The sequence below is a fragment of the Antrihabitans stalactiti genome (assembly GCF_012932915.1).
Taxonomy (GTDB): domain Bacteria; phylum Actinomycetota; class Actinomycetes; order Mycobacteriales; family Mycobacteriaceae; genus Antrihabitans; species Antrihabitans stalactiti.
Genome location: NZ_VCQU01000004.1, coordinates 337,442 through 354,649 on the forward strand (window position 1 = coordinate 337,442; position 17,208 = coordinate 354,649).

General features: G+C 65.2%; 18 protein-coding genes. 10 read left to right on the forward strand and 8 right to left on the reverse strand.

The genetic code is table 11. The features are described 5' to 3' along the window. The first annotated feature begins 8 nt into the window (after nt 1-8). Entirely contained in the window at nt 9-1,157 is a 1,149-nt protein-coding gene (locus FGL95_RS13930; protein ID WP_169587695.1) for a zinc-binding dehydrogenase, read from the forward strand. On the opposite strand, the gene FGL95_RS13935 is transcribed toward FGL95_RS13930, so the two are convergent. Continuing rightward, entirely contained in the window at nt 1,154-1,762 is a 609-nt protein-coding gene (locus tag FGL95_RS13935; RefSeq protein ID WP_169587697.1) for a TetR/AcrR family transcriptional regulator, read from the reverse strand. The genes FGL95_RS13930 and FGL95_RS13935 overlap by 4 nt on opposite strands. A gap of 47 nt (nt 1,763-1,809) precedes the next feature. Here FGL95_RS13935 and FGL95_RS13940 point away from each other — a divergent pair, with 47 nt between their 5' ends. Then, complete coding sequence (locus tag FGL95_RS13940) at nt 1,810-2,817, forward strand: oxygenase MpaB family protein (protein ID WP_169587699.1); 1,008 nt, start codon at nt 1,810-1,812, stop codon at nt 2,815-2,817. Here FGL95_RS13940 and FGL95_RS13945 read toward each other — a convergent pair. Continuing rightward, the gene (locus tag FGL95_RS13945; RefSeq protein WP_169587701.1) at nt 2,784-4,517 is read right to left on the reverse strand and encodes a glycerol-3-phosphate dehydrogenase/oxidase; all 1,734 of its coding nucleotides are present in this window, start codon (nt 4,515-4,517) and stop codon (nt 2,784-2,786) included. The genes FGL95_RS13940 and FGL95_RS13945 overlap by 34 nt on opposite strands. A 55-nt stretch (nt 4,518-4,572) precedes the next feature. Here FGL95_RS13945 and glpK point away from each other — a divergent pair, with 55 nt between their 5' ends. After that, nucleotides 4,573-6,060, forward strand: a complete 1,488-nt coding sequence (glpK, locus tag FGL95_RS13950) for a glycerol kinase GlpK (RefSeq protein ID WP_169587704.1) — start codon at nt 4,573-4,575, stop codon at nt 6,058-6,060. A gap of 12 nt (nt 6,061-6,072) precedes the next feature. Here the strand turns inward: glpK and FGL95_RS13955 are convergent, their stop codons facing one another. Further along, nucleotides 6,073-7,221 (reverse strand): aminotransferase-like domain-containing protein, encoded by a 1,149-nt coding sequence (locus FGL95_RS13955; RefSeq protein ID WP_169588209.1) that lies wholly within the window; start codon nt 7,219-7,221, stop codon nt 6,073-6,075. 43 nt (nt 7,222-7,264) lie between these two features. Then, nucleotides 7,265-8,668 (reverse strand): NAD(P)H-quinone dehydrogenase, encoded by a 1,404-nt coding sequence (locus FGL95_RS13960; RefSeq protein WP_169587706.1) that lies wholly within the window; start codon nt 8,666-8,668, stop codon nt 7,265-7,267. A gap of 68 nt (nt 8,669-8,736) precedes the next feature. On the opposite strand from FGL95_RS13960, the gene FGL95_RS13965 reads away from it, so the two are divergent. Then, complete coding sequence (locus tag FGL95_RS13965) at nt 8,737-9,204, forward strand: gamma-glutamylcyclotransferase (protein WP_169587707.1); 468 nt, start codon at nt 8,737-8,739, stop codon at nt 9,202-9,204. Between the two features lies 1 nt (nt 9,205). On the opposite strand, the gene FGL95_RS13970 is transcribed toward FGL95_RS13965, so the two are convergent. From FGL95_RS13970 to FGL95_RS13980, 3 genes are read right to left on the reverse strand one after another with little or no spacing between them, the layout of a single operon-like run. Further along, complete coding sequence (locus tag FGL95_RS13970; RefSeq protein WP_169587709.1) at nt 9,206-10,363, reverse strand: M20 family metallopeptidase; 1,158 nt, start codon at nt 10,361-10,363, stop codon at nt 9,206-9,208. Next, nucleotides 10,360-11,556 carry a M20 family metallopeptidase gene (locus tag FGL95_RS13975; protein ID WP_169587711.1) on the reverse strand — a complete coding sequence of 399 codons (1,197 nt, stop codon included), beginning with the start codon at nt 11,554-11,556 and terminating at the stop codon, nt 10,360-10,362. Before FGL95_RS13975 ends, FGL95_RS13970 begins: the two co-directional genes overlap by 4 nt. A gap of 13 nt (nt 11,557-11,569) precedes the next feature. Continuing rightward, nucleotides 11,570-12,271: an enoyl-CoA hydratase-related protein gene (locus FGL95_RS13980; RefSeq protein ID WP_169587713.1), complete on the reverse strand. Its 702-nt coding sequence runs from the start codon at nt 12,269-12,271 to the stop codon at nt 11,570-11,572. Between the two features lie 21 nt (nt 12,272-12,292). Here FGL95_RS13980 and FGL95_RS13985 point away from each other — a divergent pair, with 21 nt between their 5' ends. Continuing rightward, nucleotides 12,293-13,078 carry a purine-nucleoside phosphorylase gene (locus FGL95_RS13985; RefSeq protein ID WP_169587715.1) on the forward strand — a complete coding sequence of 262 codons (786 nt, stop codon included), beginning with the start codon at nt 12,293-12,295 and terminating at the stop codon, nt 13,076-13,078. 29 nt (nt 13,079-13,107) lie between these two features. Next, entirely contained in the window at nt 13,108-14,517 is a 1,410-nt protein-coding gene (locus FGL95_RS13990) for a phospho-sugar mutase (protein WP_169587717.1), read from the forward strand. On the opposite strand, the gene upp is transcribed toward FGL95_RS13990, so the two are convergent. Next, entirely contained in the window at nt 14,514-15,137 is a 624-nt protein-coding gene (gene upp, locus FGL95_RS13995; protein WP_169587719.1) for a uracil phosphoribosyltransferase, read from the reverse strand. The two genes, FGL95_RS13990 and upp, sit on opposite strands and share 4 nt — an antisense overlap. Before the next feature lie 98 nt (nt 15,138-15,235). Between upp and FGL95_RS14000 the strand changes: the two genes are divergently transcribed. From FGL95_RS14000 to FGL95_RS14015, 4 genes are read left to right on the forward strand one after another with little or no spacing between them, the layout of a single operon-like run. Beyond that, nucleotides 15,236-15,556 (forward strand): hypothetical protein, encoded by a 321-nt coding sequence (locus tag FGL95_RS14000; RefSeq protein ID WP_169587721.1) that lies wholly within the window; start codon nt 15,236-15,238, stop codon nt 15,554-15,556. Between the two features lie 3 nt (nt 15,557-15,559). Then, nucleotides 15,560-16,543: an NlpC/P60 family protein gene (locus FGL95_RS14005; RefSeq protein WP_169587723.1), complete on the forward strand. Its 984-nt coding sequence runs from the start codon at nt 15,560-15,562 to the stop codon at nt 16,541-16,543. Between the two features lie 26 nt (nt 16,544-16,569). Beyond that, on the forward strand, nt 16,570-16,905 hold the full coding sequence (locus tag FGL95_RS14010) for a hypothetical protein (RefSeq protein WP_169587725.1): 336 nt from the start codon (nt 16,570-16,572) through the stop codon (nt 16,903-16,905). Continuing rightward, a complete protein-coding gene (locus FGL95_RS14015) occupies nt 16,902-17,198 on the forward strand; it encodes a YbaB/EbfC family DNA-binding protein (RefSeq protein WP_169587727.1) in 297 nt (98 codons plus the stop codon). The genes FGL95_RS14010 and FGL95_RS14015 overlap by 4 nt, the downstream gene beginning before the upstream one ends. The last annotated feature ends 10 nt before the right edge of the window (nt 17,199-17,208 follow it).

The window sequence follows — 17,208 nt, forward strand, 5'->3', positions numbered from 1 at the left end:
TTCGCACCATGAAGGCCGTCATCTGCAACGAAAGCCGCCTGCGAGTAGCCGACATTCCGGCGCCGAAGCCAGGCAAGGGACAGCTATTGCTCGACGTTTTGCGCTGCGGCATCTGCGGCTCGGACCTGCACGCGCGCGTGCACGCCGATGCGGTCGCCGACCTGACCGCCCAAAGCGGCTACGACGCCTTCATGCGTTCCGACCAGGAGGTCGTGTTCGGCCACGAGTTCTGCGGCTCGGTCGCCGAATACGGTCCGGGGTGTCACGAGCGCTGGCAGACCGGCACTGCGGTGGTCGCCTTGCCGATTGTTCGTAACGGCACCGACGTTCACTTGACCGGGCTGTCGGCGTCGGCACCAGGCGCCTATGCCGAGCAAGTGATCGTGCAGGAGTCGATGACGATGGCCGTGCCGAACGGTCTCTCGGCTGAGCATGCCGCGCTCACCGAACCGATGGCAGTCGCCTTGCATGCGGTCCGCCGCGGCGATGTAGGCAAGGGGCAGACGGCGATCGTGATCGGTTGCGGGCCGATCGGTCTCGCCGTCATCAGCATGTTGAAGGCAACGGGTGTGCGGACCGTCGTCGCCAGCGACTTCTCGCCGCGCCGGCGCGCACTGGCCGAGCGCTGCGGAGCCGACGTCGTCGTCGATCCCGCCGAGCAGTCACCATGGACGTCCTACCCTCAGGGCAGCGAACTGCGGCGCGCGACCGAGTTGCTCAACCTCGGCTTCGACACGATGGACAGACTGCGGGCGGTGCCGAAACTGCCGTGGTGGCACGTCTTCCGGATCGCCAACTCGTTGGGCGCAACCCCGGCGGGCCCGGTCATCTTCGAATGTGTCGGCGTGCCCGGCATCATCGACCAGATCATCGCGAGCGCGCCGTTGTTGTCGCGCGTCGTGGTGGTCGGTGTGTGCATGGAGGCGGACCGAATCCGTCCAGCGTTGGCGATCAACAAGGAGATCGACCTTCGCTTCGTGCTCGGCTACGACCCGGGTGAATTCCAGGACACGCTGCACTTGATCGCCGACGGCAAGGTCGATCCGGCGCCGCTCATCACCGGAACGGTCGGACTCGACGGCGTTGACGATGCATTCACTGCGCTCGGGAATCCCGACGAGCACGCGAAAATTCTGATCGACCCGGCCCTGGTCTAGCGCCGCCGGTTGGCCGTCACGAGCAGTCGGACGCAATGCTGGACGAACTTCTCGCGGTCGACCTTGATCCCGCCGTCGAGGTAGGCGACATGCAGCGTGACCAGCGCGCCCACGAGTCCGACAGCGGTCATCTGCCGCTCTTCGGGATCGTCGATCTCCGATAGCTGAGCCTCGATGAGTAGTCCGAAACCCGGCGCGTGTTGCTTGCCACGCTCGGCCAGCGCTGTGTCGGCCATCGGCGCGATCAACAAGACCCGTCCGATCGCGGGGTGGTCGACGATCAATTCCACGAACGCCCGGACCGCAGACTCGGCCAGGTCGGCAGGCGACGTCGCGCTCGCGACTGCGTCGACGAGGACATCGCGTGCTTGCTCCGCGACGTGCTCGTACACGGCCAGGACGAACTGATCGCGATCGGGGAAGCTCTCGTAGAAATAGCGCTCGGTCAGGCCCGCGGCCTTGCACACCGCACGAACGTTGACCGCAGGACCGTCTGGGGCACCGAGCAATTCGACTCCGACGCGCAAGAGTTCGGTGCGTCTGATCTCCTGCCTCTCGGCAAGTCCGACACCTGCCCAGCTTCGCGGCGACACGCTCGAGCTCATTTCATCCTTTCCTTGACTGCAGACGTTGCCAATCGTAGTCTGACAACATGCGTAGTCAGAGCAGTGCCGCTCGTGATCTCGACGCCCGCCCGGTCCCCTTGGGGCCCGATTCCCTCACCTGGAAATACGGCGGTGACAACCGGGGATTCTTCATCGCGCTGTGGAGCGGCGCGATTCAGAACATGCACCCCAAGCTGGGCGCCGCCGTCGAAGAACACTCCGAGTTCTTCAAGGAGCGCTGGGAACGGCTGATGCGGTCGGTGTATCCGATTGTCGGCGTGACCTTCGATGGCGACCGCGCACCGCAGACCGGCGCCGAGGTTCGCGACTACCACCGCAACATCAAGGGTGTCGACCGCAACGGCAACCGGTACCACGCACTGGACCCGGACGTCTTCTACTGGGCCCACGCGACCTTCTTCATGGGGATCATCATCGTGGCCGAGAAATTCGGCGGCGGTCTCACCGACGCCGAAAAGCGGCAACTCTTCGACGAGCACGTCGAGTGGTACCGGATGTACGGCGTGAGCATGCGGCCGGTCCCGGAGTCGTGGGAGGACTTCCTCGTCTACTGGGACCACATGTGCCGCGACGTCCTGGAGGACAACAAGGCGACGCGCGATGTGCTCGATGTGAACGGCCTGCCGAACCCGCCCTTCCTGCCGATTCCGGACCTAGCCTGGCGGCACGTCATTCGGCCGATGGTCGCGGTCGGCTACACGTGGATCACCGTCGGCCTGTTCGACGAACCGATCCGAAAGCGCATGGGCTTCAAGTGGAGCCGCACGGACGAGTTGTTGTTCAAGGGCTTCGCCAAGCTCGCCACCGTCGCCCTGGCTCCGGTTCCCGTGCGGTACATGAAGCACCCACGCGCGTTGGCCGGTATGGACCGAGCCGCAGGCCGCATCCCCGCCGACACCCCGTTGCTGGAGGCGCCGCGCATGTTCGCGCCGCCCGTCGACGAGTGGGACGATCCGAAGCACTACAACCCTTACCGCGGTGAGTGCCCGGTGCATCGCGGTCAGCGACCGATCGGCACCGGCTCCAAGAGTTGACCGCGCGCCTCTGGTGCAGCAGCCCGCAGCGCGTCGGCTGATTCGTCGTCCGGTTGCGCCTGCGACCGGACTTCGGCGTCGACCCGAGCGAAGTACAACCGGACCTCACGGTCGATGTCGCGCGAATCCCAACCAAGCACCGGCGCAACCAAATTCGCGACCTGCTCGGCACAGTTCGCGCCACGATGCGGGTACTCGATCGCGATGCGAGTGCGCCTGGCGAGGATGTCCTCCAAATGCAGCGCGCCCTCCGCTACCACCGCGTAGACCACCTCGACCGCCAGATACGACGGCGCATCGGTCAACGGCTGCAACAACTCCGGCTGGCTCGCCGTCAGCTCCATCACCTCGTCGATGAGCGAGCCGTACCGGTCGAGCAGGTGTTTGATCCGGTATGGGTGCAGTCCGTAGATCTCACCAAGATGCAAGGTTTGATTGACGAGCGCGAAGTAGCCGTCCGCGCCGACGAGCGGAACCTTCTCTGTGATCGACGGCGATACCCGCGCCGGAATGTCTTCGACCGCAGCTTCCACCGCATCCTCGGCCATCACACGGTAGGTCGTGTATTTGCCGCCGGCGATCGCGATCAAGCCTGGCGCGACCCGCGCGACCGCATGCTCGCGCGACAGCTTCGAGGTCTCGTCGCTCTCACCGGCGAGCAACGGGCGAAGGCCCGCGTACACGCCGTCGATATCGGCGTGGGTCAACGGCGTGACCAGCACCTGGTTCACCCTGGTCAGGATGTAATCGATGTCGGCTTTCGTCGCAGCGGGGTGGGCGAGGTCGAGGTTCCAGTCCGTATCGGTCGTCCCGATGATCCAATGCGTCCCCCAGGGGATGACGAACAGCACCGACGTGGCGGTACGAAGGATGATCGCCGCTTCACTGACGATGCGGTCCCGCGGAACGACGATATGGACGCCCTTCGACGCGCGAACCCGGAATCGGCCACGTTGCCGCGACATAGCCTGAATCTCGTCGGTCCACACTCCGGTCGCGTTGATGACGACATGAGCCCGAATCTCGGCCGCACGACCGTCCTCCGAATCGTGGACGCGCACACCGGATACCCGGTCGGCCTCGCGCAAGAAACCGACCACCTGCGTCGACGTTCGCACCACCGCACCGTAGAACGCCGCCGTGCGAGCGACCGTCATGGTGTGCCGGGCGTCGTCGACGACGGTGTCGTAGAACCGAATTCCCCCGATCAACGCATTTCGCTTGAGTCCGGGAGCGAGGCGCAGCGCACCAGATCTGGTGAGATGTTTTTGCGCCGGTACCGATTTGGCGCCGCCGAGTTGGTCGTACAAGAACATTCCCGCCGCGACGTACGGGCGCTCCCAGCCGCGATGCGTCAACGGGAAGAGGAACTGCAGCGGTTTGACCAGATGGGGCGCGAGTGTGGTCAAGGACAGTTCGCGCTCACGCAACGCCTCCCTGACCAGGCCGAACTCCAACTGCTCTAGGTACCGCAGGCCGCCGTGGAACATCTTCGACGACCGGCTCGACGTGCCCGACGCGAAATCACGCGCCTCGACGAGCGCAACTTTCAGACCGCGTGTCGCCGCATCGAGCGCTACACCGGCACCGACGACACCGGCGCCGATCACGACAACATCGAACTGTTGTTTCTGCAGTTCGTCCCATGCCTGCTCGCGCTGGTCCGGGCCGAGGAACTGCGCGCCTGGCTGTTTCGTCAACGCGAACTCCTGTCAATAGGTGACGGGTCGATTGTCAGGCTAGTAGCTTGCCTGTGTGAACGACTACATCGCCGCGATCGATCAAGGCACCACCTCGAGTCGATGCATCATCTTCGACCACGGTGGCCGAGTTGTCGGCTCCGGTCAACGTGAGCACGAACAGATCTTTCCGCGCGCCGGCTGGGTCGAGCACGATGCCGAGACGTTGTGGCGCAATACGAGTGACGTCATCGGCGACGCCCTCGAAAGAACGGGCCTCGATTCGAGCGACATTGCCGCCGTCGGCATCACCAATCAGCGCGAAACGACGGTCGTCTGGGACCGCTCCACCGGGAAGCCTATCCACAACGCCATCGTCTGGCAGGACACCCGAACCGACCTCGTGTGCACCGAACTCGCCGGCGACGTCGGCGTCGACCGATACAAGGCGAAGACCGGTTTGCCGCTGTCGACCTACTTCGCTGGTCCGAAGGTGCGCTGGATTCTCGACAACGTCGACGGTGCGCGCTCGATGGCCGAAGCGGGCGACCTGTGCTTCGGGACGGTCGACAGTTGGGTGCTGTGGAATCTCACCGGCGGCTCGCACATCACCGACGTCACGAATGCCTCACGAACCATGCTGATGGACTTGCGCACGCTCGACTGGGATCGCGACATCTGCGCGGACTTCGACATCCCGATGTCGATGCTGCCGGAGATTCGCAGCTCGTCGGAGGTGTACGGCGAGGTCGCTTCCGGTCCGCTCGCCGGAGTGCCCATCGCCGGAGTTCTCGGCGATCAACAGGCCGCCACGTTCGGCCAAGCATGCCTCTCCCCCGGCGAGGCGAAGAACACTTACGGCACCGGAAATTTCTTGCTGCTCAACACGGGGACCGATCCGGTCAGCAGCGAGCACGGTCTCCTCACGACGGTCTGCTACCGGATCGGTTCTGCCGCAGCGGTGTACGCGCTCGAAGGTGCCGTCGCCGTGACGGGATCGCTGGTCCAATGGCTGCGCGACAATCTGGGCGTCATCTCGTCGGCGGACGAGATCGAAACGCTGGCAGCCACAGTCGACGACAACGGCGGCGCGTACTTCGTGCCCGCATTCTCCGGATTGTTCGCTCCCCGTTGGCGTTCGGACGCACGTGGTGTCATCGCAGGCCTGACCAGGTTCGTCAACAAAGGCCACCTCGCACGAGCAGCACTGGAGGCCACGGCATTTCAGACCCGCGAGGTGATCGAAGCAATGCGCGCCGACTCGGGCGTCGAGCTGAAGACTCTGAAGGTCGACGGCGGAATGGTCGTCAACGAGATGCTGATGCAATTCCAGTCCGACATCCTCGACGTCCCCGTCATCCGACCGGTCGTCAGCGAAACCACTGCGCTCGGTGCCGCGTATGCCGCCGGCCTCGCTGTCGGCTTCTGGGCCGGCGAGGACGACATCCGCCGCAACTGGGCCGAAGACAAGCGCTGGCAGCCACAAATGGACTCCGCCCGGCGCGAGTACCTCTACCGGAAATGGAACAAGGCGGTCGAGCGAACCTACGACTGGTCGACGTAGTCGCGCCAACGGCTACTGCGGGTGGAGGCGGGCGTGCGCGCGGGCGAGGCGGTCCACGGCCTGCTCGAGCACCGGACCGGACGACGAGGTGAAGCACAGCCGCATCGAGTTCTCGTAACCGTCGGTGACTGCGAAAGCGGAGCCGGGAACGAAGGCGACGCCCTCTTCTAGAGCCAACGGCAACAGTGCGCGAGTGTCGGTGCCATCGCGGAAATCGACCCAGGAGAACATTCCGCCGGACACCTCGGTCCGCGTCGATACCTCACCGAATGCGCGATCGACCGCCGCGCAGAGCACCTTCGCCCGACCCCGGTACGCATCCCGAATGATCGCGATGTGACCGTCGAGCCAATTGGTGTCCGCGAGCAATTCGGCGGCGATCTGTTGCGTCAGTGCCGACCCACAGAGGTCAGCACCTTGTTTGACCAGCTCGACCGCTCGGCACACATGCTGCGGACCGTGCAGCCAACCGGTGCGCAACGCGGGCGCCAGGATCTTCGACGCGCTCGACAGCCGAATGACGTGGTCGGAGTACGACGCGACGGGAGCTGCCGACGGCTCGTCGAACCAGATCTCGCCGTACGGATCGTCTTCGATCACCCAGAAGCCGTGCCGATCTGCCAACTCAGCAAGTCGTACCCGACGCTCGACCGACAGCGACCGGCTGCCCGGGTTGTGGAAATTGGGCACCGAATGGACCACGGTCGGGCGCGTGCCACTGGCGATCACCGATTCGAGCGCGTCGATGTCCATGCCGTCGCCGTCCATCGGAACCGCGACGATCTTCGCATCGACGGCGCGGAATACCTGCAGCGCACCGATATACGCGGGATCTTCCACGACGACGACCGCACCTGGATCGAGCAGGACCTGTGCGAGCAGACTGAGCGCCTGCTGCGATCCGTGCGTCACCACGATCTCGTCGACGGAAATCGGTCGGCCACATTTCGCCGATTCCCGCTCGGCCAGTACAGTGCGCAAACCACCCCAGCCGGGTGTCTCGGTGTACTGGACAGATTCGACACCCGCCAACGCCGTGGCCGCCGCCTGGGCCATCCGTTCCCGCGGCGCCAGCTCTGGATCGGGCAGGCCGCCTGCGAGGCTGATGATCTCGGGGCGAGCCGTGATTTTCAGCAGATCGCGGATCGCGGAGCTCGGCATGCCGTTCAGTCGGCTGGCTAAGGCTGGTGTAGCAGACACCTGTTCAGTCTAGGTCGTCGTGTCGCATCAATTGCCGGGCCGCTTCGATGACCGATCCCGACAGCGACGGGTACACCGAGAAGGTCTGCGCCAGATCGTTCACCGACAGGTTGTTCTGCACTGCCATCGCAATCGGGAGAATCAGTTCCGACGCCACGGGCGCGACGACGACGCCACCGATCACGACCCCGGTGGCAGGACGACAGAAGATCTTGACGAAACCGCGTCGCAAACCCAGCATCTTGGCCCGCGGATTGGTGTTCAGCGGCAGCATCACCGTGCGCGCGGGTACGTCCCCATTGTCGATCGCAGCCTGGCTCACCCCGACGGTCGCGATCTCGGGTCGCGTGAACACCGCGGACGCGACCGTCTTCAGCTTGATCGGCGTCACACCTTCACCGAGCGCGTGATACATCGCGATCCGGCCCTGCATAGCGGCAACCGATGCCAACGGAAGCAACCCGGTGCAGTCGCCGGCTGCATAGATACCCGGCACCATCGTCCGAGAGACGCGGTCGACGCGCAGGTAGCCGCCACGGTCCAATTCGATCCCGACCCGCTCCAGCCCGAGCCCTTTGGTGTTCGGCACGGACCCGACCGTCATCAGCGCGTGCGATCCGGCAACTGTTCGGCCGTCGGCCAACTTGACCACGATCCCGTCATCCGTCCGCTCGACCGCGTCGGCCCTGGCGTCCTTCACCAGTTCCACGCCGCGTTCGGCGAGCGTGTCTTCGAGGACCAGTGCTGCATCGGCGTCTTCGTGCGGCAGCACCCGATCACGGCTGGATACCAGCGTCACCGCCACACCCATCTCGGTATATGCCGAGACGAACTCCGCGCCGGTCACGCCGGATCCGACGACGACGAGGTGGGTCGGCAATGCATCGAGGTCGTAGAGCTGGCGCCAGTCGAGAATTCGGTCACCGTCAGGGACGGCGCCCGGCAACACACGCGGGCTCGCTCCGGTCGCGATCAGCACGACGTCGGCGTCGAAAACCTGCTCTTCGCCATCTGCGAGCACTGCGCGGACCTGGTGCGCGGCGAGGCCCGGATGGGAATCGATCAATTCGCCGTGGCCGGACAAGACAGCGACACCGACGGTCTGGAGCCTGGCGCGAATATCGCTGGACTGCGCCGAGGCCAGGCTCTTGACACGCGAATGCACCTGCGGCAGTGAAATCTTGGCCTGTTCGGGATCGAGGTCGATGCCGAGGTCGTGGGCGCGACGCAGGTCGGTGCGTACGCCGGTGGAAGCGATGAACGTCTTCGACGGCACACAGTCGTACAAGACGCACGCCCCGCCGAGGCCGTCCGAATCGATGAGAGTGACCGCCGCTCCATGCTGAGCAGCGACGAGTGCAGCCTCATATCCGGCGGGGCCGCCGCCGACAATCACGATCCGAGTCATGGGTTAAACCTATTCGAGGTAGCCAACCCCTGCACCCGAACAAGGGGGTTACCGATAGGCTGGCCGTCGTGCCGATCTACGCCGCCTACGGGTCGAACATGGACCCTGAGCAGATGCTCCTGCGCTGTCCGCATTCTCCGATGGCGGGAACCGGCTGGTTGGAGGGCTGGCGACTCACTTTCAGCGGCGGCGACATCGGCTGGGAAGGCGCGCTCGCCACCGTCGTAGAGGAGCCGGGCTCCCGCGTTTTCGTGGTTTTCTACGACGTGTCCGACGAAGACGAGCAACGCCTGGACCGCTGGGAAGGCTCGGAACTCGGCATTCACCGCAAGATTCGTCTCCGCGTCGACACCGACGACAATCAGTCGGTTCTCGCGTGGCTGTATGTGATGGACGCATACGAAGGCGGCCTACCATCCGCGCGGTACATCGGCGTCATGGCGGACGCGGCCGAAAAAGCCGGCGCGCCAGCCGAATACGTCCACGATCTACGCACCCGCAACAGCCGAAACGTTGGTCCCGGACCGTTCAACTAGCTCACACGGCAGAGGCAAGCACCAGGTTCGTCATCACTCGCACGCCGACGGCGAGCGCGCGTTCGTCGATATCGAACGTGGGTTGATGAATGTCGTGCTGGGCACCCTCGCCCGACCACACGCCGAGCCTCGCCATCGCTCCCGGCACTTCTTCCAGGTACCAGGAGAAATCCTCGCCACCGCCGGACTGCTGGGTGTCGGCCAACGCGTCGGGCCCGACCGTACGGATCGCCTCTTCGAAAATTCGTGTCGAATGTTCGTCGTTGACCACGGGCGGAACGCCTCGTCGGTAATTCAGCTCGTACCGGACTCCAGTCGGGGCGAGCAAGCCGTGGACGATTTCCCGGACCAGTGGATCAAGCAGCACCCACGTGTCGTGATGCGCGGTTCGGACCGTGCCGCTCACCATCCCCGTCTGCGGTATCGCATTGGGGGCCTTACCCGCACTGACCGCACCCCAGACCATGACCGTGCTCGTTCGCGGATCCACGCGGCGGCTGAGCATTCCGGGTAGTCCCGTGATGACCGTCCCGATCGCGTAGACGAGGTCGGTCGTGAGGTGCGGACGCGACGTATGGCCACCTGGCGAATCCAGCACGAGTTCGACTGTGTCGGCGGCAGAGGTGATGGCGCCGACGCGAACCCCGACCTTGCCGACCTCCAGGCGCGGGTCGCAGTGCAACGCGAAAATTCGGGAGACGTCCTTCATCGCACCGGTTGCGACGACATCGAGCGCACCACCGGGAAACACTTCTTCGGCAGGCTGGAAGACGAGCCGAACGCCGACCGGCAACGCAGCAGCCTTGTTCAAGGCCAACGCCGCACCGAGCAGGATCGTCGTGTGCGCATCGTGACCGCATGCGTGCGAGATTCCCGGCACGGTCGACGAATACGGCGCGCCGGTGAATTCTTGCAACGGCAACGCATCCATATCGGCACGCAGTGCGACGCGGGGACCCTCTGGCCCGATGTCACACGTCAGGCCCGTTCCTTTCGGTAGCACCTTCGGTGTCAGACCGGCGTCGGTAAGCATGTTGGCAACGAACTGCGTCGTCGCGTATTCGTTGCGCGCTAGTTCGGGATTGGCGTGAATGTGCCTGCGCCACTTGGATAAGTCCTCGGTGTGCGCGGCAAGCCACGGCTCGACGAAATCGTTCATCGGACCGACCCGACGGCGCTGCGCTGGGCGAGCAACTCCTGCAGGCGGTCGCGCCCGGCAGGGTCGGACGCAACGCGGATTATGGTGCGCGCCAGCGCAATCGAACCGTCGACAACGGCCGCATCCGCCGACGCGTTGACGCTCGCGGCTGCGAACGCCGGCTGATGCGTCACGGCACCCTGCGAGTCGATCCCGATCACTGGGTGGATCCCCGGCACAATATTCGTCACGTTGCCCATATCTGTGCTGCCCAGCGGACGCAACCCTTCCAATTCTCGCGCAACGGGTTTGCGCCCCATCGCGATGATCTCCTCACGATATGCCGCGACGAGCTCCGCATCAGGCGTTAGCTCGGTATACGTCGGCGCAACTGTGCGGACCTCATGGGTGCAGCCCGTCGCAAGAGCACCGGCCGCGAAGCATGCATCGGCCCGTTTCCACAGCTCCGCAAGCGATTCCGCCGTGCGGGCGCGCAGGTAGTACAGCAATTCCGCGTGGGCGGGCACGATGTTCGGCGCAACGCCGCCCGCGCTGACGATCCCGTGCAGCTGCTGACCGGGTGCGAGGTGCTGGCGGAGCAATCCGAGTGCCACTTGCGTCACCGTCACCGCGTCGCCCGCATTGCGGCCGTATTCGGGCGCGGCCGAGGCGTGCGCTTCCCGCCCGGTGAACGTGATGGCGAGATCGGCAAGAGCCAGCGAGGTCGCACCCACGATGTCGAACGGTCCTGGGTGGATCATCACTGCGGCAGCGACACCGTCGAACACCCCCCGCTCCAGCAACACGATCTTGCCGCCGCCACTCTCCTCGGCGGGCGTGCCGATCACGCGGACCGTGATTCCCAATCGATCGGCGACGGCCGCCAACGCGAGGCCCGCACCGACCGCGGACGCGGCAATGATGTTGTGCCCGCACGCGTGTCCGATTTCCGGCAGCGCGTCGTACTCCGCACACACCGCAACGACGAGGTCGCCGCTGCCGAATCGCGCGTCGAACGCGGTCGGGAGCCCGCCGATGCCGGTGTGTATGTCGAATCCGCGTGCTGCGAGAAGGTCGGCGACCTTCGCCGCGCTGCGGAATTCTTCGAACGCGAGCTCCGGCTCGGCGTGAATGGAATGGGACAAAGCGATCAAATCGGTTGCCGCACCACGAACGACGCTCTCGACCACCGCAGTCGCTTCGTCGTCAGCCATACCGATCAGTGTCTCATTTGCCGAACGGAAGATTTTCGGCGTTCGTCTCCGTGGCCAACGCCGCCAGCAACGGACCGTGCAGCCGGGTCTTGATGTTGACCAAATTCTGGCCGCGGTTTCCGACCAGCTCGCTTGCCTGCTTGATCGCATGGGCAAGAACAGCGTCGCCATCTGCTGTCGCGTCGACGATCCCGAGTTCCTTGGCTTCGACGCCACCGACGCGACGCCCGGTCGTCATCAACGACACCGCGGCCTGGTTGGTGAATCGCGACGTGATCAGCGCATTCATCGCGACGGTGAACGGCATTCCGAGCAGCACCTCGGGCAGGCTGTAGAAGCCGCGGTCCGCGCGCATGACCCGGTGGTCGTGCGAGGTGGCCATCATGGCGCCGGCGCCGAAAGCGTGGCCGTTGACGGCAGCGACGGTTGCCATGGGGAACGTCAGCAGCCGCGTGAAAATGCTGTGCACGCGGTCGAGGTACCAGTACGCCTTGTCGAAGTTCGCGAACATCCAGTCGGTGTGCAGACCGTTCGAATAGAACTTGCCGGTCGACGTCGTCACCAACGCGCCAGGCCCCTCGATTGCCTCGACCTCGTCGAAGGTCGCGTGCAGCTCGTCGATGTAGTCGGGATGGAAGCGATTCTCGTTGTCCACCTCGCCCTTGTTGCCGAGGTAGAGGATGTGCACGTCGCCGTCGCGATCGAGGTATGGCATGGAAGGAGGATAACTAGGGTGATGACCGTGGTTATCAAACAGGCGGCTGCGACGATTGCATCGAGGTCCGGAATCCGCGAGCACAGCGTCGCGATAGTTCTCGGTTCCGGCTGGCAGCAAGCTGCGGCCGCGTTCGGCACGCCGACCGCATCGATCCCGATGAGCGCGATTCCTGGATTCGTCCCACCGTCCGCCGCGGGCCATGTCGGCAGCGTTCTGTCGGTCGAGGTGGCAGGCAAGGCCGTGTTGCTGATGATGGGCCGAGCCCACCTGTACGAGGGTCACGATGCCGCCACCGTTGCGCATCCCATTCGGACCGCGTGCGCCGCAGGCGCGGAAACCGTCATCCTCACCAATGCCGCGGGCGGCATTCGAGACGGGATGAAGGTCGGCGAGGCAGTGTTGATCAGCGATCACTTGAACCTCACCGGCCGCTCACCGCTGCATGGCGCCGAATTCGTCGACCTGGTCGATGCCTATGCCCCTGAGCTGCGCGAACTCGCGGTGGCGGTCGACCCGACATTGCAGGAAGGCGTCTACGCGGGCGTCACGGGCCCGCAGTACGAGACGCCTGCCGAAATCAGGATGTTGCGCACGATCGGAGCCGATCTCGTCGGCATGTCGACGGTTCACGAGACGATCGCCGCGCGGTCGGTCGGTGCCCGCGTGCTCGGCGTTTCGCTCGTCACCAACCTCGCCGCGGGAGTGACCGGTGCGCCGTTGAATCATGCGGAAGTTCTCGCAGAAGGCCAGGCCGCTGCTGCCCGCATCGGGCGCTTGCTGGCCGACGTGGTGGCACAGCTGTGAAATTCGGCACAGCGGGCCTGCGAGGTCCGATGAACGACAGACCCGACGGCTTCAACCTCGACGTCGTCGTCCGCACGAGTGCCGGTCTCGCAGCATGGTTACGCGACCGCAGCCTCGGCGGCGGTGTGGTCGTCGTCGGCCACGATGCGCGGCATCACTCGGCTGAGTTCGCAACCGCGGCTGCCGAAGTCCTTGCTGCAGCAGGTTTCGCAGTGACGATGTTTCCGGGCCCGCTCCCTACACCGGTCACGGCGTTCGCGGTCAAGGCGCTCGATGCCGTTGCGGGCGTGCAGATCACGGCATCGCACAACCCGGCGGCCGACAACGGGTACAAGGTGTTCGTCGCAGGCGGCGCGCAGCTCATTGCGCCGGCCGACAGCGAAATCGAGACGGCGATAACAAAAGTCGGTCCCAGCAGCGAGCTTCCGAGGGCGCCGGTCGAGGCCACCGACGACACGTTGTTGCAGCGGTACATCGCACGGGTTGCCTCACTCCCCCGTGGTAGCAATCGCGACATTCGCATCGCCTTGACCGCACTGCACGGCGTCGGCGGCGAGACCGTCCGCGCGGTGCTGCACGAGGCGGGCTTCACCGACATCCATTTCGTCGCAGAGCAATTCGACCCCGACCCGGACTTCCCGACCGTCACCTTCCCCAATCCCGAAGAACCTGGTGCGACCGATCTCGTGCTGACCCTCGCCGCACGCGTCGGAGCCGATGTGGCGATCGCGCTCGATCCCGATGCCGACCGTTGCGCCGTCGGCATCCCAGGACCGTCCGGCTGGCGGATGCTGCGCGGCGACGAAACCGGTGTGCTGCTGGGCGATTACGTCCTCGCCGGTGCGCCGCCGAACTCGCTGGTGGCGAGCACAGTCGTCTCGTCGCGACTGCTCGCGAAGGTCGCGGCAGCGCGCGGGGCTCGCCATGCCGAAACGCTGACCGGGTTCAAATGGCTGGTCCGCGCTGGGTCCGGCCTGGTCTACGCCTACGAAGAGGCAATCGGACATTGTGTCGATCCCGCTGCGGTTCGCGACAAGGACGGGATCTCGGCGGCAGTCCTTGCCGCCGATCTCGTCGCCGAACTGAAGGCCGCCGGACGGGGTTTGCAGGACGTCCTCGACCAGTATGCCGCGGAGTTCGGCCGCCACGTGGGCGATCAGGTGTCGCGACGCTTCGACAGCATCGACGAGATCACCGAAGCAATGGCACGATTGCGCACAACACCACCGGAAATGCTTGCGGGCGAAGCAGTTACGGTGACCGACCTCTCGACCAGGCGCGGACCGATGCGGGCCGATGCGGTGATCTTCGAGACCGAGCATTGCCGGGTCGTCGTCCGACCGTCCGGAACGGAACCGAAACTGAAGTGCTACCTAGAAGTCGTCGACGGTACGGACGAGCAACTCGATGGGTTGCGCTCGTTCGCCAAGACCTTCTAGCGCGGCCCGAACTGACGGTCACCCGCGTCACCGAGTCCCGGAACGATGAACGCATCCGCATTGAGTCCGTCATCGATGCTCGCCACGACCAGCTGCACCGGGAAGCCCGACCGTTCCAGCGCCACAACACCTTCCGGCGCGCCGACGATGCACACCGCGGTGATGTCGGTCGCACCTCTCGCGACGAGCAGCTCGATCGTGTGCAGCATCGATCCGCCGGTGGCGAGCATCGGGTCGAGCACGTACACAGGGACACCTGCGAGGTCAGCGGGTAGCGATTCCATGTACGGGACCGGAAGATGCGTCTGCTCGTCACGCGCCATTCCGACGAATCCGACCTGCGACTGCGGGATCAGCGCGCTCGCTTGGTCGACCATGCCGAGGCCCGCACGCAACACGGGAACGAGCAGCGGCGGATTTGCCAACCGCACACCCCGCGCGATGGCGACAGGTGTCGTCACGTCGAACTCGACGGTCGGGGCGTCGCGCGTTGCCTCGTAGATCAGCATGTGGGTCAGTTCGCGCAGTGCTGCCCGGAAGGTCGCGTTGTCCGATCGCTGATCGCGCATCGTGGTCAACAGGGCCGAAGCGAGCGGATGGTCGACCACGTGGGTGCGCATACGTGGAACAATAATTGGCGGGGGATGAATTGGAACCGAACGGGGAGTTCGTGCGTCCAATCATCTGAGCGATCAAATGAACCGGGGGATGTCCGAACATGGAACTCGAGGCGAAAACCGACGAGATCGTCGGCTATGGCGGGGTCGCAGCCGAGATGGCAAGCACCCTGGCCAAGACCGGCGCTGCGGCGGCGGCTGCTGATCCGGCGGTGCTGGGTCCGGCATTCGGGCTGATCGGGGGCGATTTCGTGGCCGCGTTCACGGCCGCACACGCAACTCACGTTGCGTCGATCAACCAGCTCGCGAGCCTTGTCGAAAGCATGGGAACTATCGCGGTGTCGAACGCCGCGAATTATGTCGCCGTCGAAGCCGAGACGATCGCGAACATCGAAACAACGAGCGTCGGGATCGAGGCCTAGCCGGTGGTCGACGTCGAGGCTCTTGCCCGGCCGATCGCCACGCTCCTCGCGAGCTTCGGCGACGGCGTTCTGCCGACGAGCGGTCCGGATGCGGCGCTGCGCGCAGCGTCCACCTCGATCGATGCGGTCCATGCGCTGGGCCGAGCCGGGCTCGACGAGGTCGAGGCCGCGTGGTCCGGGAGCACTGCCGCGAACGCCCTCGCCAAAGCCGCCGCGGCACAGAACTCGGCACTCGATCTCTCGGACCGTGGCAATTCGATGGCGAAGGTCGTCGCAACCGCCTCGACGGATCTGCACACCGGCATGACCAAAGTGCAAGCAATTCTGCAGTCCCTACTCGGTATCGCCGCCGACGCCGGACAGACCTTGTCGACTCCGGCGGGTCAGAAGATGATGCTCGCTGCTGCGACCGAACATCTCGGCTCAGCAGTGAGCGCCGTATCGACGGTCCGCGCACAGGTCTCGACCCACACGGCGTCGATGAACGAACTGAACTCACCTGTGTCGATCCCCGCGGCGCCCGTCACAAGTTCCAAGCCGAGCTTCGTCACCGCCTCGACCAAGCCGCGCACGGTTCCCAAGGTCGCCGAGAAGGGCGTCATGGTCACCTTGCCCGACGGCACGACCGCAGTGGCGCCAAACGAGGCTGCGGCTGCGGCCGTACGCAATGCGCTCAGCGCGCAAGGCACGCCCTGGGTACTCGGCGGCAACACCCCAGGCGTCGGGATCGACTGCAGTGGTCTGACGCAATGGGCGTACCACGAAGCAGGCATCGACATTCCTCGCACCGCCGACCAGCAAGCGATCGGAATGCCCGTCGACGCGAGCGATCTGAAGCCCGGTGACCTGGCGGTATGGGACGGTCACGTGGCGATGGTGATCGGAAATGGGCAACTGGTCGAGGCCGGCGATCCGGTCGAAACCGGTCCGATCAGGACTACGAATTCGGGCATGCAGTTCTACGGCTTCTTCCGGCCCACCGGATGACGACACAAGATAGCGAGGGACCAACGGTGACCGAGGTACCGGGCGTCACGATCGTGACGCGAACCAATCGCGCGGGAACGGTGACTGTCAGCGCGACCGATCAGGGCTTGCCTGTCGACGTTCAGGTCGCGAAGAGCGAACTGCGCTACGGCGCACAGCCACTGGCCGACGAGATCCTCCGGCTCTGCAAGGCAGCGACCGTCGAGGCCGGTGCGCGGCGCCGCGATCAGCTCGCGCAGAGCGGTGTTCCGGTGAACATCCTCGACCGTCTCGGCCTGCCGAACCGAAGCCAGGTCGCCGAGCTCGAAGAAGAGCTCGAAGAGCAGGAAACCGGGCCGTCGTCGTGGCTGAGGCCGGTATGAGCGCCGAGATGGACGCCCTTGTGGCGGGCGTCACGGCAAAGCTGGAGAGCCTAGAGGAGGCGCTCGACGCGTTCGGCAAGATCTCGGCGCGCTACACCACCGACGATGGCGTGATCACGGCCGAAGTCGACGGCAACGGGGCGCTCACCGGGTTGTGGCTCGGGGAAGCGATCACGCAATGGCAGGCCAAACAGGCTGGTGAGCAGATCACGGCGGCTTGTCAGCGCGCTGCGCAGCGGGCAGCGCAGGAGCGAGCCTTGGTGATCGCGCGGCTCAACGAGGCGTTCCGATAGGCTTCCGCCC